Raw genomic sequence first — 18171 nt, forward strand, 5'->3', positions numbered from 1 at the left:
GCCATAGGCTGCCGTCTCTGCGCAAAAGGCCCGGAACCGTTCGTACGGTTCCGGGCCCTTCGCCAGTACGTCGTGACGCTTACCGCGCCGCGTCCGGATGCACCGCCTCCGTCACCGGACGCCCCTCCACCACCTTCGACTCCACCGGCTTGCGGAGCTGGATGTTCAGCTCGCGCAGGCGGGACTCCTCCAGTTCCGTGGGGGCGCCCATCATGAGGTCCTGGGCATTGCCGTTGAGGGGGAAGGCGATGGTCTCGCGGATGTTGGGCTCGTCCGCGAGGAGCATGACGATGCGGTCCACGCCCGGGGCGATGCCGCCGTGCGGCGGGGCGCCGTACTGGAAAGCGCGGAGCATGCCCGCGAACTCGGTCTCGACGGTCTCCTTCGAGTAGCCCGCGATCTCGAAGGCCTTGAACATGATCTCGGGCTCGTGGTTCCGGATCGCGCCGGAGGAGAGCTCGATGCCGTTGCAGACGATGTCGTACTGCCAGCCGAGGACGTCCAGCGGGTCCTGGGTCTCCAGGGCCTCCAGGCCACCCTGCGGCATCGAGAACGGGTTGTGCGAGAAGTCGATCTTGCCGGTCTCCTCGTCCCGCTCGTACATCGGGAAGTCCACGATCCACGCGAAGCGGAAGACGTTCTCCTCGAACTGGCCGGCGCGCTTGGCGGCCTCGACCCGGACCGGGCCCATGATCTTGGAGACCTCGTCGAACTCGCCGGCGCCGAAGAAGACGGCGTGGCCGGGCTCCAGGCCCAGGCGCTCGGTGAGGACCTTGATGTTGTCCTCGGTGAGGAACTTGGCGATGGGGCCGGTGAGGGCGCCTCCCTCGCCGACGCGGATCCAGGCCAGGCCCTTCGCGCCGAGCGAGATCGCGTAGTCGCCGAGGCCGTCGAAGAACTTGCGCGGCTGGTCGCCCGTGTTCGGGACGGCGAGCGCGCGGACGTGCTTGCCGGCGAACGCCTTGAACTCCGAGTGCGCGAACACGTCGGTGAGGTCGACCAGTTCGAGCGAGGTGCGCAGGTCCGGCTTGTCGTTGCCGTACTTCAGCATCGACTCGCGGAACGGGATGCGCGGGAACGGCGAGGTGACGTGGCGGCCGCCGCCGAACTCCTCGAAGAGCTCCGTCATGAGCTTCTCGATCGGCTGGAAGACGTCCTCCTGCTCGACGAAGCTCATCTCGACGTCGAGCTGGTAGAACTCGCCCGGCGAGCGGTCGGCGCGGGCGTCCTCGTCGCGGAAGCAGGGCGCGATCTGGAAGTAGCGGTCGAAGCCCGAGATCATGAGCAGCTGCTTGAACTGCTGCGGGGCCTGCGGCAGCGCGTAGAACTTGCCCGGGTTGAGGCGGGACGGGACGACGAAGTCGCGGGCGCCCTCGGGGGAGGTCGCGGTGAGGATCGGGGTCGCCATCTCGTTGAAGCCGAGGGCCACCATCTTGGAGCGGATGGAGGCGATGACGGCCGAGCGCAGCATGATGTTGCGGTGCATGCGCTCGCGGCGCAGGTCGAGGAAGCGGTACTCCAGGCGCCGCTCCTCGTTGACGCCGTCGTCGGCGTTGATCGTGAAGGGGATCTGCTGGGCGGCGCCCAGGATCTCGACCTCCGCGACCTCGACCTCGACCTCGCCGGTGGGCAGCTCGGCGTTGACGTTCTCGGCGCCGCGCGAGACGACCTTGCCGTCGACGCGGACGACGGACTCCTTGGTCAGCTTGTCGAGCGCCTCGTACGCGGCGGTGCCGGGCCGGGCGACGAGCTGCGTGATGCCGTAGTGGTCGCGCAGATCGATGAAGAGGATGCCGCCCAGGTCGCGCCGATTGTGCAGCCAGCCGCTCAGCCGGACGTCGGTGCCGACGTCAGAGGCGCGGAGCTCGCCGCAGGTGTGGGACCTGTACCGATGCATCGTCGTTCATCCAGTCTTCGGGATCGATGGGAAAGGGCTTGACGGTGTCAAGGTTTCCCAGCCTACCGGCCGGGCCGGGATCGCTCCTCGGACACCGTCGGTGGCGGCCCGCAGTCCGATATTCATAAAGTGGGGCAATGCGCACCGAGGACGTCCTGGCCGCGATCGCGACCGGCCTGTGGCGCTGGGACAACGCGTCCGGGATCGTCTCGCTCGACGCCGAGGCGGCCCGGCTGCTCGGGCTGCCCGCCGAGCCCGTACGGCTCAGCGAGGCGGCCGTGCGCTCCCGTTTTCATCCCGTCGACTGGAACGAGATCGACGGGGTGGTGAACCTGGCCGTCGCCGAGGGCACCCTCGCCGAGTCCCGGCTGCGGATCATGGACGAGCACGGGCGGGTGCTCCGTACGGTACGGAGCCGGTCCAAGCCGCTGGTCGAGGGGACGGACCACCAGCTGGTCGGCACCCTCCAGGAGGTCGCCGGGCAGGCGCCGGACGCCGCCTCCCGCACCCCGGTCACCGGCGACTGGCGCCGCTCCCGGGAGGCCTTCCTGCTCGACGCGGGCCGGGCGCTCGCCGAGGCGCGGTCGACGGCCGAGGTGCTGCGGGTGGCCGCCTCCCTGTCCATGCCGGGCTTCTCGCCGGACGGACTCGCCGTCTTCGGGGTCGCGGGCGACCGGCTGACGATCATCGGGCACCACGGACAGAGCCAGGACGACGAGGGCCCCTTCGCGTCGATGTCCCTCGACACCGACTACCCCGCGGCCGAGGTGGTCCGCACGGGCCGGGCGATCTACCTGCCGTCGCCCGAGGAGTACCTGCGCCGCTTCCCCGTGACCTGGCCGCTCGCCCGGCGCTTCGGGCGCCGCTCGTGGGCCTTCGTGCCGCTGGTCGTCGCCGGGCGCACGCTGGGCGCCTGGATGGCGGCCTTCAAGCACCCGGTGGCCTTCACGCCCGACGAGCGGTCCGTGCTGACGACGGTGGCGCGGATGCTGGCGCAGGCCCTCGCACGCGCGGGCGTGGCCGAGTCGGAGCGCGAGCTGTCGCTCGGCCTCCAGCGGACGATGATGCCGGTCCTGGGCCCGGGCATCCCCGGCATCCACGTCGCCGCGCGGTACGTGCCGACCGGCGGCGGGCTCCAGGTCGGCGGCGACTGGTACGACATGATCCGGCTGCCCGGCGGCGCCTCGCGCCCGGACGGGGGCGGCGCGGGCCGGATCGCCCTGGTCATCGGGGACGTGCAGGGGCACGACGTGCGGGCGGCCGGCCTGATGGGACAGCTCAGGATCGCCCTGCGCGCGTACGCCTCCGAGGGGCACCGGCCGGACGCGGTCCTCTCCCGGGCCTCGCGCTTCCTGTACGGCATCACGGACGGCGACGACGGGGAGAGCGAGAGCGGGCCCCGGTTCGCGACCTGTCTGTACCTGGAGGTCGACCTGGAGACGGGGACGGTGGACATCGCGCGGGCGGGGCATCCGGACCCGGCGGTGCGGATGAACGACGGAACGGTTCTGCTGCGGCCCACGGCCGGCGGGCTGCCCCTGGGCATCGACCCCGACACCGACTACCCCACCACCCGCCTGACCCTCGACCCCGGCGAGACACTGATGATCTGCACCGACGGCCTCCTGGAGACCGGCGGGCACGACCTGGACAGCGGCTGGGAACGGGTCAGGAAGCTCCTGGAGTCCCACGACGGCGAGGACCTGGAGCAGCTCGCCGACATCCTCGTGGAGGCCGTCCACGGCCCCGGCTCGCACCACACCACGGGCCCGCTCGCGGACCGGCGCGAGGACGACATCGCCGTCCTGCTGCTCTCCCGCCGCCCCGCCGGGACCGTACGGGAGGCCCCGCGCCGCACCCTGATGACGATCGCCCAGGCGGAGCCGGAGCGGATCGCGGAGGCGCGGGAGCAGATGCGGCAGCTGCTGCACGACTGGGCGGACGAGGACCAGCTGGACTCGGCGGTCCTGATGGTCTCCGAGATGATCACCAACGTCCTCGTCCACACGGACGGCGACGCCCTCCTGGTCGCGGAGGTCGCCTGCGGCGAGAAGTCCCGGCGGCTGCGCGTGGAGGTCTCCGACACCAGCGACGAACTGCCGCACAGGCGCCACCCGGGCGAAATGGCCTCCAGCGGCCGGGGCCTGGTCCTGATGGAGATGCTGGCGCACGCGTGGGGGGTCGATCCGCGCGGCGAGGGCAAGTCGATCTGGTTCGAGCTGAACGAGGCGGGGGCGCCGGAGGGGTGCTGCGGCCAGGAGGTGCCCGGTCGGGGCCGATGTGGCTGAGCCTGGTGCGGTCGGGGCCGGTGCGGCCGGGCCTTGTACGGCTAGGGCCTGTCCGGCGCGTCGGGCGCGCCCCCCTCCCCGTACCGTTCCCGCAGCTCCCCCAGCACCCCCGTCGCCGCGGCCGTCAGGGGGACGGCGAGGAGCATGCCGAGGATGCCCGCGACGGAGGCGCCGGCCGTGATCGCGAGCATGACGGCGGCCGGGTGCATGTGGACGGTGCGGCTCTGCACCATGGGCTGGAGCAGGTGCCCCTCGATGACCTGGACGGCGAGGACGACGCCGAGCGCCCACAGGGCGATGACGAAGCCCCGGTCCGCGAGGGCGACGAGGACCGCGACCGCGCCGGAGAGGAAGGCGCCGAGGTAGGGGATGTACGCGGTGACGAAGACGAGCGCCGCGAGCCCGACCGCCCCGGGCACGCGCAGCACGAGCAGCCCGACGCCGATGAGGGTCGCGTCGACCAGGGCGATGAAGGTCGTGCCGCGCATGAAGCCCTCGACGGCCTCGAAGGCGCGGCGCGCCATGGCCTCGGCGGTGTCACCGGTCGCGCGGGGAACGAGGGAGCGCAGGGCCCCGGCGGCCCGGTCGGAGTCGCGCAGGAAGAAGAAGATGAGGAGCAGCGCGAGGACGGCGGTGGCGATGAGCTGTCCGACGACGCTGATGCCGGAGATCACCCCGGAGGCGGCGGTGCCGCCGAACTTCTTGAGCAGGCCCTCGGCGTTCCGGCTGAGGTCGTCCAGGGAGGTCCCGGCCGCGCCGAAGTGCTTCGCGATGTCCTCGGCGGCCTGCCGGAGCGAGGCGACGATCTGGTCGCCGGTGTCGACGAGGGCGGCGACGACGATGTACGTGGCGCCGCCGACGACCGCGAGGACGGCGACGACGGTGAGCCCGGCCGCGAGGGACTTCTGCACCTTCATCCGCAGCAGGCGGCGGTAGAGGGGCCCGAGGAGGGCGGTGCCGAGGATCGCGAGCAGGACGGGCGTGACGGCCGTCTTGAAGACGACGCACAGCCAGACGCCGACGGCGGCGACCCCGGCGACGAGCAGCAGGACGACGCACCAGGCGGCGACCCGGCGGGCGGGTTCGGGAAGGAGCGTTCCGGTGGTGGGCGTCTGCACCCGACCACCGGACCACGCCGCCCGGCGCGCCGTCGCGCGCTGACGGCCCGTACGGGTGACGGGGCGTCAGCAGGAGGTCGCGGGTACGGACCGGGTACGCGTACGGGGCCGGGTGCGGGACCCGGCGCAGGACCGGGCCCGGGTGCGGGACCCGGCGCAGGACCGGGCCCGGGTGCGGGACCCGGCGCAGGACCGGGCACGCGTACGGGGCCGGAGCGCGCGCCCCGGCCCCGTACCCCCGTACGTCCTACTCGCCCATCCCGTGCACCGCCGGGATCGTGCCGAGGCGGCCCGCCTGGAAGTCCTCGAAGGCCTGGCGCAGTTCGGCCTGGGTGTTCATGACGAACGGGCCGTAGTGGGCCATGGGCTCGCGGATCGGGCGCCCGCCGAGGAGGACGACCTCCAGGTCCGGGGTGTTGCCGTCCTGCTTCTCGTCGGCGCGGACGGTGAGGGCGCCTCCCTTGCCGAAGACGGCGGTCTGGCCGGTGTGGACCGGCCGCCGCTCGGCGCCGACCGTGCCGCGGCCCGCGAGCACGTACGCGAGGCCGTTGAAGTCCTCCCGCCAGGGCAGGCTGATCTCGGCGCCGGGGCGCAGGGTGGCGTGGATCATCGTGATCGGGGTGTGGGTGATGCCGGGGCCCTCGTGGCCGTCGAGCTCGCCCGCGATGACGCGGAGCAGCGCGCCGCCGTCGGGGGAGGTGAGCAGCTGGACCTGGCCGCCGCGGATGTCCTGGTAGCGGGGGGCCATCATCTTGTCGGCGGCCGGCAGGTTCACCCACAGCTGGAGGCCGTGGAAGAGGCCGCCGCTGACGACCAGGGACTCCGGCGGGGCCTCGATGTGCAGGAGGCCGGCGCCGGCGGTCATCCACTGGGTGTCGCCGTTGGTGATGGTGCCGCCACCGCCCTGGGAGTCCTGGTGGTCGAAGGTGCCGTCGATGATGTAGGTGACGGTCTCGAAGCCGCGGTGGGGGTGCCAGGGCGTGCCCTTGGGCTCTCCGGGCGCGTACTCCACCTCGCCCATCTGGTCCATCATGATGAACGGGTCGAGGTACTGGTAACTGATCCCCGCGAAGGCCCGGCGGACCGGGAAGCCCTCTCCCTCGAAGCCGGAGGGGGCCGTGGTCACAGTGAGCACGGGGCGGGCCGGGGCGTCGGCGGGGGCGGCGACGCGCGGCAGGGTGAGCGGGTTCTCGACAGTCACGGCGGGCATGGCGGGACCTCCTTGGGCGACCTTGCACGTCCAGTTTAGTTGAACGATGAACTTCCCGCCACCCGGAACGCGGAACACCGGGGAGACATTCCCCGACCGTCCCGAAGTCGCTCACCCCTGCGGGTGACGGCCGCCTCCACGCGCCCGGCCGCTCGGGCACGCCGGCTCCACCGGGCCGACCGCCCGGCGTCCCGACCTCGCGGAGGAGCCCGCATGTCGTTCCACCCGGAGCACCCGCAGCACACGAAGGACCACGAGTGGGTGGAGGCGCGGGACGGCGGTCGCGTCCGCGTCGGCATCACCGACTCCGCGCAGAGCCGGCTCGGGGACATCGTGTCCGTGGAGCGCGCGACCGTGGGCGACGGGCTGGAGGCGGGGCCCCGGCCGGCTCCCCGGAGTCGGTCAAGTCCGTCTCCGAGCCGTACGCGCCCCTCGCCGGCCGGGCGGCCGCCGTGAACGACGACCTCGACTCCGAACCCCGAGCGGGTCGACACCGACCCGTACGGCGACGGCTGGAACCCGGAGATCGAACCCGACGACGCGAAGGCCCTCGACGGACCGCCCGGTGCCGCGGAGCACGAGAAGCGCATCGCCGAGGACGCCTCCGAGCAGGCGGCGGCGTACGGCGCGCGGACGGGCCCGGCACCCCTCGGAGGGGTGCCGGGCCCGTCCGGTCCCGTCCGCGTCAGCCGTACGTCAGCCGTACATCCGCCGCATCGCGAAGTCGACCATCTGCTCCACGGCCTTCGCGTCGAAGACCATCCGGTGGTCGCCCTCCATGTCGAGGACGAAGCCGTAGCCGGTCGGCAGCAGGTCGATCACCTCGGCGCCGGTGATGACGAAGTACTTCGACTCCTTGCCCGCGTACCGCCGCAGCTCCTTGAGCGAGGTGAACATGGGGATGACCGGCTGCTGGGTGTTGTGCAGGGCCAGGAAGCCGGGGTTGTCGCCGCGCGGGCAGTAGACCTTGGAGGTCGCGAAGATCTGCTGGAAGTCCTCGGCGGCCAGGGTGCCGGTGGTGAAGGCGCGCACGGCGTCCGCGAGGGAGGGCGGCGAGGGCTCGGGGTAGAGCGGGGCCTGCTGCCCGTAACCGCCCTGCACGCCGCCCTGCATGCCCCCCGGCATGCCGGCCTGCATCCCGCCCTGCTGGGGCGGGATGTACTGCTGCTGGGCGGCACTACCGTCCGCGTGCTGGCCGTATCCGTACATGGCCCCAGCCTAGCGAGCGACGGGGGGCCGCCGGGGCCCGTGCCCCTTACCCGCCGGTACACCCGCCGGTACGCGCGGAGGTGCGCGCGGAGTGCGCTCGGAGTGCGCTCGGAGTGCGCTCGGAGGCGTGCGACGGGCGGGGCGCACAGGGTGCGGGAGGCGCGGGAGGAAGGCGAGTCTCGTCACAGATGCCCGTCAGGGGTTGCTCTTATTACCGACGGGTAGCATCATCGTGGAGAGCGTTTTGCTACTTGCTGGTACGTGTAAGAGGAACCTCCCTCCCCGAGCCTTACGGAGCCGTCGCCATGGGGCACTACAAGTCGAATCTCCGCGACATCGAGTTCAACCTCTTCGAGGTCCTCGGCCGCGACAAGGTGTACGGCACCGGTCCGTTCGAGGAGATGGACGTCGAGACCGCCAAGAGCATCCTCGACGAGATCCGCCGCCTCGCCGAGAACGAGCTCGCGGAGTCCTTCGCCGACGCCGACCGCAACCCGCCGGTCTTCGACCCGGAGACCAACACCGCCCCGGTCCCGGCCTCCTTCAAGAAGTCGTACGACGCCTTCATGGAGTCCGAGTACTGGCGCCTGGGCATCCCGGAGGAGATCGGCGGCACCGTCTCCCCGCGCTCCCTGATCTGGGCCTACGCGGAGCTGCTGCTCGGTTCGAACCCGGCCGTCTGGATGTACTCCTCCGGCCCGGCGTTCGCCGGCATCCTCCACAACGAGGGCAACGAGGCGCAGAAGAAGGTCGCGCGGATCGCCGTCGAGAAGCGCTGGGGCTCCACCATGGTCCTCACCGAGCCCGACGCGGGCTCGGACGTCGGCGCCGGCCGCACCAAGGCGATCCAGCAGGAGGACGGCTCCTGGCACATCGAGGGCGTCAAGCGCTTCATCACCTCCGGCGAGCACGACATGGAGGAGAACATCCTCCACTACGTCCTCGCCCGCCCGGAGGGCGCCGGCCCCGGCACCAAGGGCCTCTCGCTCTTCCTCGTGCCCAAGTACGAGTTCGACTGGGAGACCGGCGAGCTGGGCGCCCGCAACGGCGTGTACGCCACCAACGTCGAGCACAAGATGGGCCTCAAGGCCTCCAACACGTGCGAGATGACCTTCGGCGACAAGCACCCCGCCAAGGGCTGGCTGATCGGCGACAAGCACGACGGCATCCGCCAGATGTTCCTCATCATCGAGTTCGCCCGCATGATGGTCGGCACGAAGGCGATCTCCACCCTCTCCACGGGCTACCTCAACGCCCTGGAGTACGCCAAGGAGCGCGTCCAGGGCACCGACCTGGCCAACTTCATGGACAAGGCCGCGCCCAAGGTCACCATCACGCACCACCCCGACGTGCGCCGCTCGCTCATGACGCAGAAGGCGTACGCCGAGGGCATGCGCTCCCTCGTCCTCTACACGGCCTCCGTGCAGGACGAGATCGCGATCAAGGAGGCGGCCGGCGAGGACGCCAAGGCGCTGCACGGCCTCAACGACCTGCTGCTCCCGATCGTGAAGGGCTACGGCTCCGAGAAGGGCTACGAGCAGCTCGCGCAGTCGCTCCAGACCTTCGGCGGCTCCGGCTTCCTCCAGGAGTACCCGATCGAGCAGTACATCCGGGACGCCAAGATCGACACCCTCTACGAGGGCACCACGGCCATCCAGGGCCAGGACTTCTTCTTCCGGAAGATCGTGCGCGACCAGGGCGCGGCCCTGAACACGCTGTCCGAGGAGATCAAGAAGTTCCTCGCGGTCGGCACCGGCGGCGAGGAGCTGGCCGGCGCCCGCGACGCGCTCGCCAAGGCGGCCGTCGACCTGGAGGCCATCGTCGGCCGGATGATCACCGACCTCACCGCCACCGGCGAGGACGTCAAGAACATCTACAAGGTCGGCCTGAACACCACCCGCCTGCTGCTCGCCTCCGGCGACGTGGTCGTCGGCTACCTGCTCCTCAGGAGCGCGGCCGTCGCCGCCGAGAAGCTGGCCGCCGGCGCCTCCGGCAAGGACGTCGCGTTCTACCAGGGCAAGATCGCGGCCGCGAAGTTCTTCGCCGCCAACGTCCTGCCGGGCGTCTCCACCGAGCGCGCGCTCGCCGAGTCGGTCGACGGCTCGCTGATGGACCTGGACGAGGCCGCGTTCTAGGACGCCCCCAGGGCGTTCGAGAGCACTTCTCGTCCATACAGGAACGGCTCGTCCCCGGGGAGGGGGGCGGGCCGTTCCGCCTTGCCGGGCGCTCCGGGCACCCTGCTTTCCCGGGCACCCCGGGTCTCCCGGGCGCCCCGGTCTCCCCGCCCCGGCCCCTGCGGGCCCCCGCGTGCCCCTGCGTAAGGTGAACCCCATGAGCAGCGCAGCTTCCCGTACCACCGCCGGCCCCTTCGACCGCGGGCACACCGACGACCTCATGGCCTTCCTGTCGGCCTCCCCCTCGCCGTACCACGCGGTCGCGAACGCGGCCTCGCGCCTGGAGGAGGCCGGGTTCCGGCGGGTCGAGGAGACCGAGGCCTGGGACGCGACGAGCGGCGGGAAGTACGTGGTCCGCGGCGGCGCGATCATCGCCTGGTACGTGCCGGAGGGCGCCGCCGCCCACACCCCGTACCGGATCGTCGGCGCCCACACCGACTCCCCCAACCTGCGCGTGAAGCCGCGCCCCGACCTGGGCTCGCAGGGCTGGCGGCAGGTCGCCGTCGAGGTCTACGGCGGCACCCTCCTCAACACCTGGCTCGACCGCGACCTCGGCATCGCGGGCCGCCTCACCCTCCGCGACGGAAGCCACCGCCTGGTGAACGTCGACCGGCCGCTGCTGCGCGTCCCGCAGCTCGCCATCCACCTCGACCGGCAGGCCAACGACGGCCTGAAGCTCGACCGCCAGCGCCACATGCAGCCCGTCTGGGGCATCGGGGACGTCCACGAGGGCGACCTGGTCTCCTTCGTCGCCGCCGAGGCCGGCGTCGACGCCGAGGACGTGTCCGGCTGGGACCTGATGGTCCACGCCGTGGAGGCCCCCGCCTACCTGGGCCGCGACCGCGAGCTGCTCGCCGGGCCGCGCATGGACAACCTGCTCTCGGTGCACGCGGGCACCGCCGCGCTCGCCTCCCTCGCGGGCCGCGACGACCTGCCGTACGTCCCGGTCCTCGCCGCCTTCGACCACGAGGAGAACGGCTCCGAGGCCGACACCGGCGCCCAGGGCCCCCTGCTCGGCAACGTCCTGGAGCGCTCGGTGTACGCCCGGGGCGGCTCCTACGAGGACCGGGCGCGCGCCTTCGCCGGCACCGTCTGCCTCTCCTCCGACACCGGCCACGCGGTCCACCCCAACTACGCGGAGCGGCACGACCCGACGCACCACCCGCGCGTCAACGGCGGCCCGATCCTCAAGGTGAACGTCAACCAGCGCTACGCCACCGACGGCAGCGGCCGGGCCGTCTTCGCCGCCGCCTGCGAGAAGGCGGGCGTGCCCTGGCAGTCGTTCGTCTCCAACAACGACATGCCCTGCGGCACCACGATCGGCCCGATCACGGCCGCCCGCCACGGCATCAGCACTGTGGACATCGGCGTCGCGATCCTCTCCATGCACAGCGCCCGCGAACTGTGCGGCGCGGAGGACCCGTACCTCCTCGCGAACGCGCTGGTGGCGTTCCTGGAGGGCTGAGCCCGGCACCGCGGGGGCGGGACCGCGCGCGAAACATCCGCGAAAGGTCCCGCCCGGCAGGCTCGCCCCCATGCACCGTCACGAGGGTCCGCCGCTGCGGAAGTCCGTCCCGTTCGCCGTCGTCGGCGTGCTCGCCGCGCTGACCGGGGCGGGGCTGCTGATCGGGGAGTACGACGACCGGCCGCCGTGGGGCACGGACATCGCGTACGAGGGCGGGTACGTCCTGGCCTCCCGGATCCGCGGGTACGACGTGGACGGTTCGCGGACGAAGGCGCTCATCGCCGGGGAGTGCGCGCGCCTGGAGCGGGAGGGGCGGGGCGGCGACCGGGCCGTCCACGACCCGGCCGCCTGGGTGGAGGGCTGCCTGGACGGGGCGGCGGGGCGCCCGTCCAGGAACCAGGGGCTCCTTCGCTAGACGCTCTCGTCCATGCCCGCGAGGATCAGCGGCAGGCGGGAGGCGCCCGCGTCCGTGAGCTTCACCGGGACGCCCCAGTCCTGCTGGTGGACGTGGCAGGCCGGGTATGCGTTGGCGGGGTCGTCGTCGCAGGAGGCCGCCATCGCGGACACGTGCAGCACGCCTTCCGCGACCTCCGGGTTCAGGTCGAGTTCGCGGAAGAGGTCCGTGCCCGTGCCCTCGCCGCCGAGCAGCAGCTCCGGCGGGGTCGAGGAGACCAGGAGCCGGGTCGAGGGGCCGTAGCGCTCGTCCAGCTTCTGGCCGGTCGGGGCCCGGAAGACGACGTCGAGGCGGAGGCGACCGGGGGCGACCTCGGTGGCCTCGCGCCGGGTGCGGTGGGCGACCGCCTCGACCCGGACGGCCTCCTCGGGCAGCCGCAGCCGGGTCAGCCGGTGCCGGGCGGACTCGACGACCACGATGTCCCCGTCCACCAGGACCGCGTCGCTCGGCTCGCGCAGGTCGGTGGCGAGGGTGGTGACCTCGCCGGTGGCGGGGTCGTAGCGGCGCAGGGCGTGGTTGTACGTGTCGCTGACGGCGACCGAGCCGTCGGGCAGGGCGGTCACGCCCAGCGGGTGCTGGAGGAGCGCCTGGCCGGCGTCGCCGTCGCGGTGGCCGAAGTCGAAGAGGCCGGTGCCGACGGCGGTGTGCACGACGCCGTCGGTGTCGATCCAGCGCAGGGCGCTGGTCTCGGAGTCCGCGATCCACAGCCGGTCGCCGGCGGCCGCGAGCCCGGAGGGCTGCGCGAACCAGGCCTCGGCGGCGGGCCCGTCGACCAGGCCCTCGTTCGTGGTGCCGGCCGCGACCCCGACGGTCTTCGTCTCCGGGTCGTACGTCCACAGCTGGTGGACGCCGGCCATCGCGATCCACACCTTGCCCTGCCACCAGGCCACGTCCCACGGCGAGGACAGGTCGACCTCCGGGGCGGGGCCGGAGGTCGGGGACCCCTGCCACCACTGCCTGCCGGTGCCGGCGACGAGCTCGATCGCGCCGCTCTCCGGGTCGTACGCGCGCAGGGAGTGGTTCACGGTGTCCGCGACGATCACCCTGCCGTCGGGGAGCCGGGCGAGGCCCTGCGGCTCCCGGAAGACCCCTTCCCCGATGCGGCGCACGACGGTCTCGCCGTCCGCCGCCAGCTCGACCAGCCGGTGCCGGGTGGTGTCGGAGACCAGGAAGTTCCCGGAGGGGAGGGTGATCGCCTTGCCGGGGAAGCGCAGGTCGGTGGCGACGGGCTCGGGCGCCACGTACGGCCCGTCGCCGCGCCGCAGCGTCCCCTTGGCCCCGTGCTCGGCCTCCAGCTCCTCCACGAGGGTCCGGATGGCGTTGGCGTGGCCCTCGCCCGCGTGCTGGGCGACGACGTACCCCTCGGGGTCGATCACGACGAGCGTCGGCCAGGCGCGCACGGCGTACTGCTTCCAGGTCGCGAGCTCCGGGTCGTCCAGTACGGGGTGGTGCACCTCGTACCGCTCGACGGCGTCCACCACGGCCTGGTGCTCGGCCTCGTGCACGAACTTCGGCGAGTGCACCCCGACGATCACCAGGGTGTCGCGGTGCTTCTCCTCCAGGTCGCGCAGCTCGTCGAGGACGTGCAGGCAGTTCACGCAGCAGAAGGTCCAGAAGTCGAGGATCAATGTGCGACCTCGGAAGTCGGCGAGCTTCAGATCCTTCCCGCCGGTGTTGATCCAGCCGCCCTTGCCGATCAGCTCGGGGGCACGGACACGGGCACGCTTGCGGGGCGCGGGCGCGGACGCGGGGGTGGGCGTCGGGGCGGCATCGTTCATGGTTCAAGCTTGCCACCCGCGCGTGAACGCAGGATCACGGCCGTACGACGCGGGTGCGTGCCCTGTGCAGCTACGGGACCCGCCTCCCCACGGCTAGCCTCCTTGGACGCCCCGGACGAACAGGGTTCCTGTGCGCCGACTACCGGGGGGTGGGGCAAGCACGGACGCTGATACGTCCACGAAGCCGTGTTCCTTGAGAATCAGCGCCCATACATCGGGTTCGTAGTCCCACCGCTTGACGACAGCGGGGTCCTCTTCGGGCCCGCGCGGGATGTATGACGCCTGGCAGCCGTAGCACCCCTCGACCGGGGGCCGCTGGGAGAAGGCGAAGACGCCACCCGGCTTGAGGTTCGCGTGAACGACCGGCAGCAGTAGGCCGGGGTCGGTGAACCACGCAGCGCCGAACACGCTGTAGACCGCATCGAAGATCGTGAGCGTGTCTCCGAGGTAGGTGAGGGCGTCGGCATGGTGGAGTTCCATCCCGTCCACGCCCGGCCACCGCTCACGTGCCTTGTCTAGTTGCTTGGCGGAGAGGTCGATCCCGACGGACGTCATGCCGAGCGTTGCGAGATGGGCGGCGTTCCCCCCGGACCCGCACCCGAGATCGAGCACGCGGTCTCCCGGGTTGAGGTTGAGCACGTCGGCCCTGGGGCCGTGGTCCGGGTACTGGGACCAGTTGAACCATGTGGTCTCGCCCTTGGCGTTGGTCCTCCGCCGCTGGGGCTTGCTCTGCGAGTAGGTGTCCCATGCGGTGCTGCGAGCGTCAGTCACTACCTGTCCGTTCTCGTTCACGGCGACAGCCGCCCGGCACGATACCGGGCGGCTGAAGCTCTCGTGGGTCAGTCGCTCCGCTTGAGTCGGAGCTACTTGGCGACGGGGCTGTCGGAGCAGCCCGCGTAGCTCTGGGTGCAGTCGGCCGCGCCGTCGATCGGCCAGAACTCCGGGTCCACGTCGAAGCCGGCCGATCGGATCATCTCGGCCGTCCGACGCATCGCGGCCCGGCCCTCGGCCGGGTTGTGGCCGCTGTTGCGGTCGGGGACGTGGTGGATGAACCCGCCGCCGAGCGCGTCGCAGAACTCGGCGTAGTGCTTGGTGTGGAGCACGAGCGCGTGCCAGAAGAGGTCCACGCGAAGGCTGGGCGTGGCCCTCTCCGTGATGTTCGCGGCGACGGCGAGAAAGGCCGCCACCTGGTTGACGCCGCGCTGGCCCTGGTCGTCGGTCATCTCCGGCCAGGAGTCCTCGCGGACCATGGTGATGAGGTCGGCCCTCAGTTCCGGGGTGATGAGGTCGTACACGGTCTTCGTCGTGTCGGTGATCGTCACGTCTGTGCCTTCCTGGTCTGTGAGGAACATCGGGGGCACTTGCAGGGGGGCCAGGCGGCGGAGGCCATGGGGGTCAACGGCTTCTCGGCGCTGCTGCTGGGGTAGATCACCTCAGAGCCGAACGTCTGGCCGGAGTCGCGAGACACCCGCACGGTCATGGTCATCGTTGGCCTTCCGCTTGCCTGGTCCGGTTGGTGAAGCGATGTTCCCGCCGCCGACCGGTCGGAACGACGACGCTTCGGGCGTCGCCTGGGCGTCACTCAGTAAGGTGTCAATGACGCCCTCCAGGACGTCAAACCGGTGTCATTGCATGACTGTTCGGTCTAGCTTTGACGTCATGACGACGACCGCCGTGGTGCCGAATGATGTGCTGCGGGCCGTGCGTATCGGCCTGCGATTAAGCCAAGACGACTTCGCCAAGGCGCTCCGCCGGGCAGGTGCGGAACTGGGAGAGCCGAACGAGGCTTCCAAGCGGCTAGTGCAGCGCTGGGAGTCCGGCACGAGCAAGACGCCTCGGGGCGTGTACGCCAGGGCCTTGGAACGGGTCACCGGCCGCCCGGTCGAGGCACTGGGGTTCGCCCTGCCGGTGCCGATGGCACGAGTCCACGCAGACGGGAAGGGAGGGCATGACATGGAGACCGGCACAACCGGTGTCGCGTCTGTCTCCGTAGGCGCGCAGCCCACCGCGCAGACGGGTGAGGATATGTTTTCGGGAGTGTGGCTCAGCCGCTACGAGTTCTTCTCTTCGAGCCGGGGCGACTCGTACGAGGGTAGGCACTACGTGGTGATCGTCCAGCACGGGAACCGGCTGACCGTTCAGAGTCTGCCTGGGGCGAGCAGCAACCCGAACAGCCCGCTCGCGCTGGATCTGACCGTCGATCGCAACGTGGTCACGGGTACGTGGGTCGAGCAGACTGCCGCAGACGGCTATTACAACGGGGCCCGCTACCACGGGGCCGTCCAACTCCTGGTCGAGCCGACCGGACGGCGCATGGCCGGAAAGTGGGTCGGCTTCGGCAAGGACTTCGACGTGAACACCGGCCCCTGGGAACTGCAGCTGGTGGACCGGTCCACGAGCAAGGCGACGCTGGAGAGGTACAGCCAGACGCCGGAGTGACATCGGAAGGGGCACCTGATGGGCCGAAGATCCCATGGGGTGGGGCCTTCGGCGGGCTTTGCAGGGCGTGAACTGTGCCGCTCTCGCGTCTCCGGCGGTCGATATGCGCTGGTCAGAGCCACGATGGGCCCGGAAACGGAGTCACACCCAGCGTGTGCATTCCGAGCTGGGGCCGGAGTCGGGATGGTGACCCCAGCGCAACTTCGCGCCGGCCCTCGGGCCGCCCCAGTGACGAAGTGACGGAATGACGTTTAGTTCTATTCCATCCAAAGAGACTCAGAACATCTCTTAAGGAGTTAATGGACTTCGACCGTCATTCCGTCACTTCGTCACCCGCTGGCTCCTGCCCAGCACCGTCTCTCGTCGCCCAGACGATCCGGCAGCGCTCGTCGCCGTCGAACCTCACGCCCACTCTGCCCCGCCGGACTTCCACCCGATCGATGGCGAGGCCAAGGCGTTCACACCTTCCGGCCGCATCATCGGCTTCCCAAGCTTCACGTAGCAGGCCCGCATCCAGGAGCGGAGAGATATCCACGGAAGGGGTCGGTATCCGCAACAGGTCTGCGCGCAGTCCCTCGATCCGGGTACGGAGCCGTCCTGCGAGTCGGTTGTACCGGTCGATCGCGTCTGCGCCAGTGAACTCGCCACGGACGTACCTGGCCTCCTCCAGGTCCGACAGACGAGCCCCCTCGTCCGCGATCTCCGCCTCGATCGCGTCCCGCTTCGCGAAAACCTCCGGGTCCTCCCTCTGCACCCAGCGATCGGCGATCACAGCGAGCAGCGGGTCCTGGGGCTCCAGGGACGGCAGGCGTGAGAGGAACGCCCGGGTCACGTAGTCGTCGATGCTTTCCACACGGGCCGAGACACCGGAGCATCCCCGCCCCATGCGGTGGCTGGAGCACTGGTACGACGTGCCGGCCTTGCTCATCCGGGCCCCACAGAGCCCACAACGCGCTATCCCGGTGAGCAGCGACTTCCCCTGCTTGTGACCGTGACGCTTCCCCGCCAGAGGAAACGTGCGCGCTTCGAGCTGGCGGAGGATGAGCTCACGCTCCCCGACCGTAATGATCCCCTCACCGATGCTCACGGTCTCCAGCGTCTCCGGGTCTCGGTAGGGAGAGACCCGGTTCATGTACTTGCGCGTCCCGTCCGGCTGCTCCTCGTACTCGGTCTGCGGCATGAGACCGGCGAAGGCCGGTGAGCGAAGGAGTTGCATGACGCTGGACGAGTTCCACTCGCCTCCACGGGCGGACTCCACCCCGTGCTCGTTCAGCAGCCGGGCGATGTGGACGAGGGCCTTCCCCGACAGCGCTTCGTCGGCGATCAGGCGGGCGTAGACGGCGGTCTCGGGGTCGTGGACGAGCTTCTTCGCCTCCGGGTCCACCAACAGCCCGTAAGGCGGTTGTCCGCCGATCCACTGGCCCCGCTGGCGCAGGTACCGCTTGGCGTTGCCGACGCGCATCCCAAGGTTGCGGGACTCGTTGCGCGCCAGTTCCGCCAGCATCGCGATGGTGACCCGGGCGCTGTCGTTCTTCGTGTCGAGCCCGTCCATGACGGAGACCAGCCGTCCGCCGACCCGGCCTATGTCGTCCAGCGCCTTGCCGACCTCGCCGATGCCCTTGCGGGACAGGCGGTCGAGCTTCCAGACGATCAGAACGCCCACGACGCCGGCCGTGGCTGCTGTGATCGCCGCATCGAACCCCTTGCGGCTGACGTTCTTGTAACCGGAACGTCCACGGTCGATGTGGACCTTGCGGACGGTCAGTCCGTTGCGCTCCGCCCATGCGCGGCAGTCGGCTTCCTGGCGATCGATCGCGGTCTTGCCCTCCCGGTCCAGGGACAGGCGCAAGTACAGGTCAGCAGTGGTGTGTTGGTGCACGTGCCCAACGCTAGCGAGAAGTGCTCACATTGGTTCAGGAAATCCAGAAGTCGAGGAGGACGATCTTCCCCCGCAGGTCGGCGAGGGTGAGTTCTTCTCCGCCGGTGTTCAGCCAGCCGCCCTTGCCGATCAGCTCGGGGGCACGGACACGGGCGCGCTTGCGGGGCGCGGGCGCGGGGGTGGGCGCCGGAGCAGCATCGTTCATGGGTCCAAGGGTGCCGTACGGGTGGAAAGTGGGGGGCGGCCGGGGGCGGAGGGCG

15 protein-coding genes are annotated in these 18171 nt (G+C 71.0%); 6 read left to right on the forward strand and 9 right to left on the reverse strand.

Annotated features, from left to right (window positions below):
- Positions 1-79: 79 nt before the first annotated feature.
- On the reverse strand, positions 80-1897 hold the full coding sequence (gene aspS, locus OO47_RS06540; protein WP_030206501.1) for an aspartate--tRNA ligase: 1818 nt from the start codon (positions 1895-1897) through the stop codon (positions 80-82).
- Positions 1898-2034: 137 nt separating this feature from the next.
- Here aspS and OO47_RS06545 point away from each other — a divergent pair, with 137 nt between their 5' ends.
- Entirely contained in the window at positions 2035-4185 is a 2151-nt protein-coding gene (locus tag OO47_RS06545) for an ATP-binding SpoIIE family protein phosphatase (RefSeq protein WP_030206503.1), read from the forward strand.
- A gap of 41 nt (positions 4186-4226) precedes the next feature.
- Here OO47_RS06545 and OO47_RS06550 read toward each other — a convergent pair whose 3' ends face one another.
- Positions 4227-5303, reverse strand: coding sequence for an AI-2E family transporter (locus OO47_RS06550; protein WP_030206508.1), 1077 nt, complete (start codon positions 5301-5303; stop codon positions 4227-4229).
- A 247-nt stretch (positions 5304-5550) separates the two neighbouring features.
- Positions 5551-6513, reverse strand: coding sequence for a pirin family protein (locus OO47_RS06555; RefSeq protein ID WP_030206511.1), 963 nt, complete (start codon positions 6511-6513; stop codon positions 5551-5553).
- A gap of 213 nt (positions 6514-6726) precedes the next feature.
- On the opposite strand from OO47_RS06555, the gene OO47_RS37195 reads away from it, so the two are divergent.
- On the forward strand, positions 6727-6969 hold the full coding sequence (locus OO47_RS37195; RefSeq protein WP_063831882.1) for a hypothetical protein: 243 nt from the start codon (positions 6727-6729) through the stop codon (positions 6967-6969).
- A 240-nt stretch (positions 6970-7209) separates the two neighbouring features.
- Here OO47_RS37195 and OO47_RS06565 read toward each other — a convergent pair whose 3' ends face one another.
- Positions 7210-7722, reverse strand: a complete 513-nt coding sequence (locus OO47_RS06565) for an SseB family protein (protein ID WP_030206513.1) — start codon at positions 7720-7722, stop codon at positions 7210-7212.
- A gap of 305 nt (positions 7723-8027) precedes the next feature.
- Between OO47_RS06565 and OO47_RS06570 the strand changes: the two genes are divergently transcribed.
- The 3 genes from OO47_RS06570 (at position 8028) to OO47_RS06580 (ending at position 11776) form a co-directional block, all read left to right on the forward strand.
- Positions 8028-9857: an acyl-CoA dehydrogenase gene (locus OO47_RS06570; RefSeq protein WP_030206516.1), complete on the forward strand. Its 1830-nt coding sequence runs from the start codon at positions 8028-8030 to the stop codon at positions 9855-9857.
- A gap of 196 nt (positions 9858-10053) precedes the next feature.
- Complete coding sequence (locus tag OO47_RS06575; protein ID WP_030206520.1) at positions 10054-11361, forward strand: M18 family aminopeptidase; 1308 nt, start codon at positions 10054-10056, stop codon at positions 11359-11361.
- A 70-nt stretch (positions 11362-11431) separates the two neighbouring features.
- A complete protein-coding gene (locus OO47_RS06580) occupies positions 11432-11776 on the forward strand; it encodes a hypothetical protein (RefSeq protein ID WP_030206523.1) in 345 nt (114 codons plus the stop codon).
- Here the strand turns inward: OO47_RS06580 and OO47_RS06585 are convergent.
- The 3 genes from OO47_RS06585 to OO47_RS06595 form a co-directional block, all read right to left on the reverse strand.
- Positions 11773-13593: an NHL domain-containing thioredoxin family protein gene (locus OO47_RS06585; protein WP_030206526.1), complete on the reverse strand. Its 1821-nt coding sequence runs from the start codon at positions 13591-13593 to the stop codon at positions 11773-11775. The two genes, OO47_RS06580 and OO47_RS06585, sit on opposite strands and share 4 nt — an antisense overlap.
- A 93-nt stretch (positions 13594-13686) precedes the next feature.
- On the reverse strand, positions 13687-14385 hold the full coding sequence (locus OO47_RS06590; RefSeq protein WP_234323097.1) for a class I SAM-dependent methyltransferase: 699 nt from the start codon (positions 14383-14385) through the stop codon (positions 13687-13689).
- Positions 14386-14456: 71 nt separating this feature from the next.
- On the reverse strand, positions 14457-14915 hold the full coding sequence (locus tag OO47_RS06595; protein ID WP_030206528.1) for a glycine-rich domain-containing protein: 459 nt from the start codon (positions 14913-14915) through the stop codon (positions 14457-14459).
- Positions 14916-15252: 337 nt separating this feature from the next.
- On the opposite strand from OO47_RS06595, the gene OO47_RS06600 reads away from it, so the two are divergent.
- Positions 15253-16032: a helix-turn-helix domain-containing protein gene (locus tag OO47_RS06600; RefSeq protein WP_030206529.1), complete on the forward strand. Its 780-nt coding sequence runs from the start codon at positions 15253-15255 to the stop codon at positions 16030-16032.
- Between the two features lie 313 nt (positions 16033-16345).
- On the opposite strand, the gene OO47_RS06605 is transcribed toward OO47_RS06600, so the two are convergent.
- Positions 16346-17911, reverse strand: coding sequence for a recombinase family protein (locus OO47_RS06605; protein WP_030206530.1), 1566 nt, complete (start codon positions 17909-17911; stop codon positions 16346-16348).
- A gap of 34 nt (positions 17912-17945) precedes the next feature.
- Positions 17946-18116 carry a thioredoxin domain-containing protein gene (locus OO47_RS36795; protein ID WP_158708641.1) on the reverse strand — a complete coding sequence of 57 codons (171 nt, stop codon included), beginning with the start codon at positions 18114-18116 and terminating at the stop codon, positions 17946-17948.
- Between the last annotated feature and the right edge of the window lie 55 nt (positions 18117-18171).

It is taken from the genome of Streptomyces bikiniensis (genome assembly GCF_000716625.1).
Lineage (GTDB): Bacteria > Actinomycetota > Actinomycetes > Streptomycetales > Streptomycetaceae > Streptomyces > Streptomyces bikiniensis.

What these genes read in the sequence shown, in the direction of transcription:
- aspS (WP_030206501.1), bottom strand. Translation starts at nt 1,897, where the DNA reads ATGCATCGGTACAGGTCCCACACCTGCGGCGAGCTCCGCGCCTCTGAC.
- OO47_RS06545 (WP_030206503.1), top strand. Translation starts at nt 2,035, where the DNA reads ATGCGCACCGAGGACGTCCTGGCCGCGATCGCGACCGGCCTGTGGCGC.
- OO47_RS06555 (WP_030206511.1), bottom strand. Translation starts at nt 6,513, where the DNA reads ATGCCCGCCGTGACTGTCGAGAACCCGCTCACCCTGCCGCGCGTCGCC.
- OO47_RS37195 (WP_063831882.1), top strand. Translation starts at nt 6,727, where the DNA reads ATGTCGTTCCACCCGGAGCACCCGCAGCACACGAAGGACCACGAGTGG.
- OO47_RS06565 (WP_030206513.1), bottom strand. Translation starts at nt 7,722, where the DNA reads ATGTACGGATACGGCCAGCACGCGGACGGTAGTGCCGCCCAGCAGCAG.
- OO47_RS06570 (WP_030206516.1), top strand. Translation starts at nt 8,028, where the DNA reads ATGGGGCACTACAAGTCGAATCTCCGCGACATCGAGTTCAACCTCTTC.
- OO47_RS06575 (WP_030206520.1), top strand. Translation starts at nt 10,054, where the DNA reads ATGAGCAGCGCAGCTTCCCGTACCACCGCCGGCCCCTTCGACCGCGGG.
- OO47_RS06580 (WP_030206523.1), top strand. Translation starts at nt 11,432, where the DNA reads ATGCACCGTCACGAGGGTCCGCCGCTGCGGAAGTCCGTCCCGTTCGCC.
- OO47_RS06585 (WP_030206526.1), bottom strand. Translation starts at nt 13,593, where the DNA reads ATGAACGATGCCGCCCCGACGCCCACCCCCGCGTCCGCGCCCGCGCCC.
- OO47_RS06600 (WP_030206529.1), top strand. Translation starts at nt 15,253, where the DNA reads ATGACGACGACCGCCGTGGTGCCGAATGATGTGCTGCGGGCCGTGCGT.
- OO47_RS36795 (WP_158708641.1), bottom strand. Translation starts at nt 18,116, where the DNA reads ATGAACGATGCTGCTCCGGCGCCCACCCCCGCGCCCGCGCCCCGCAAG.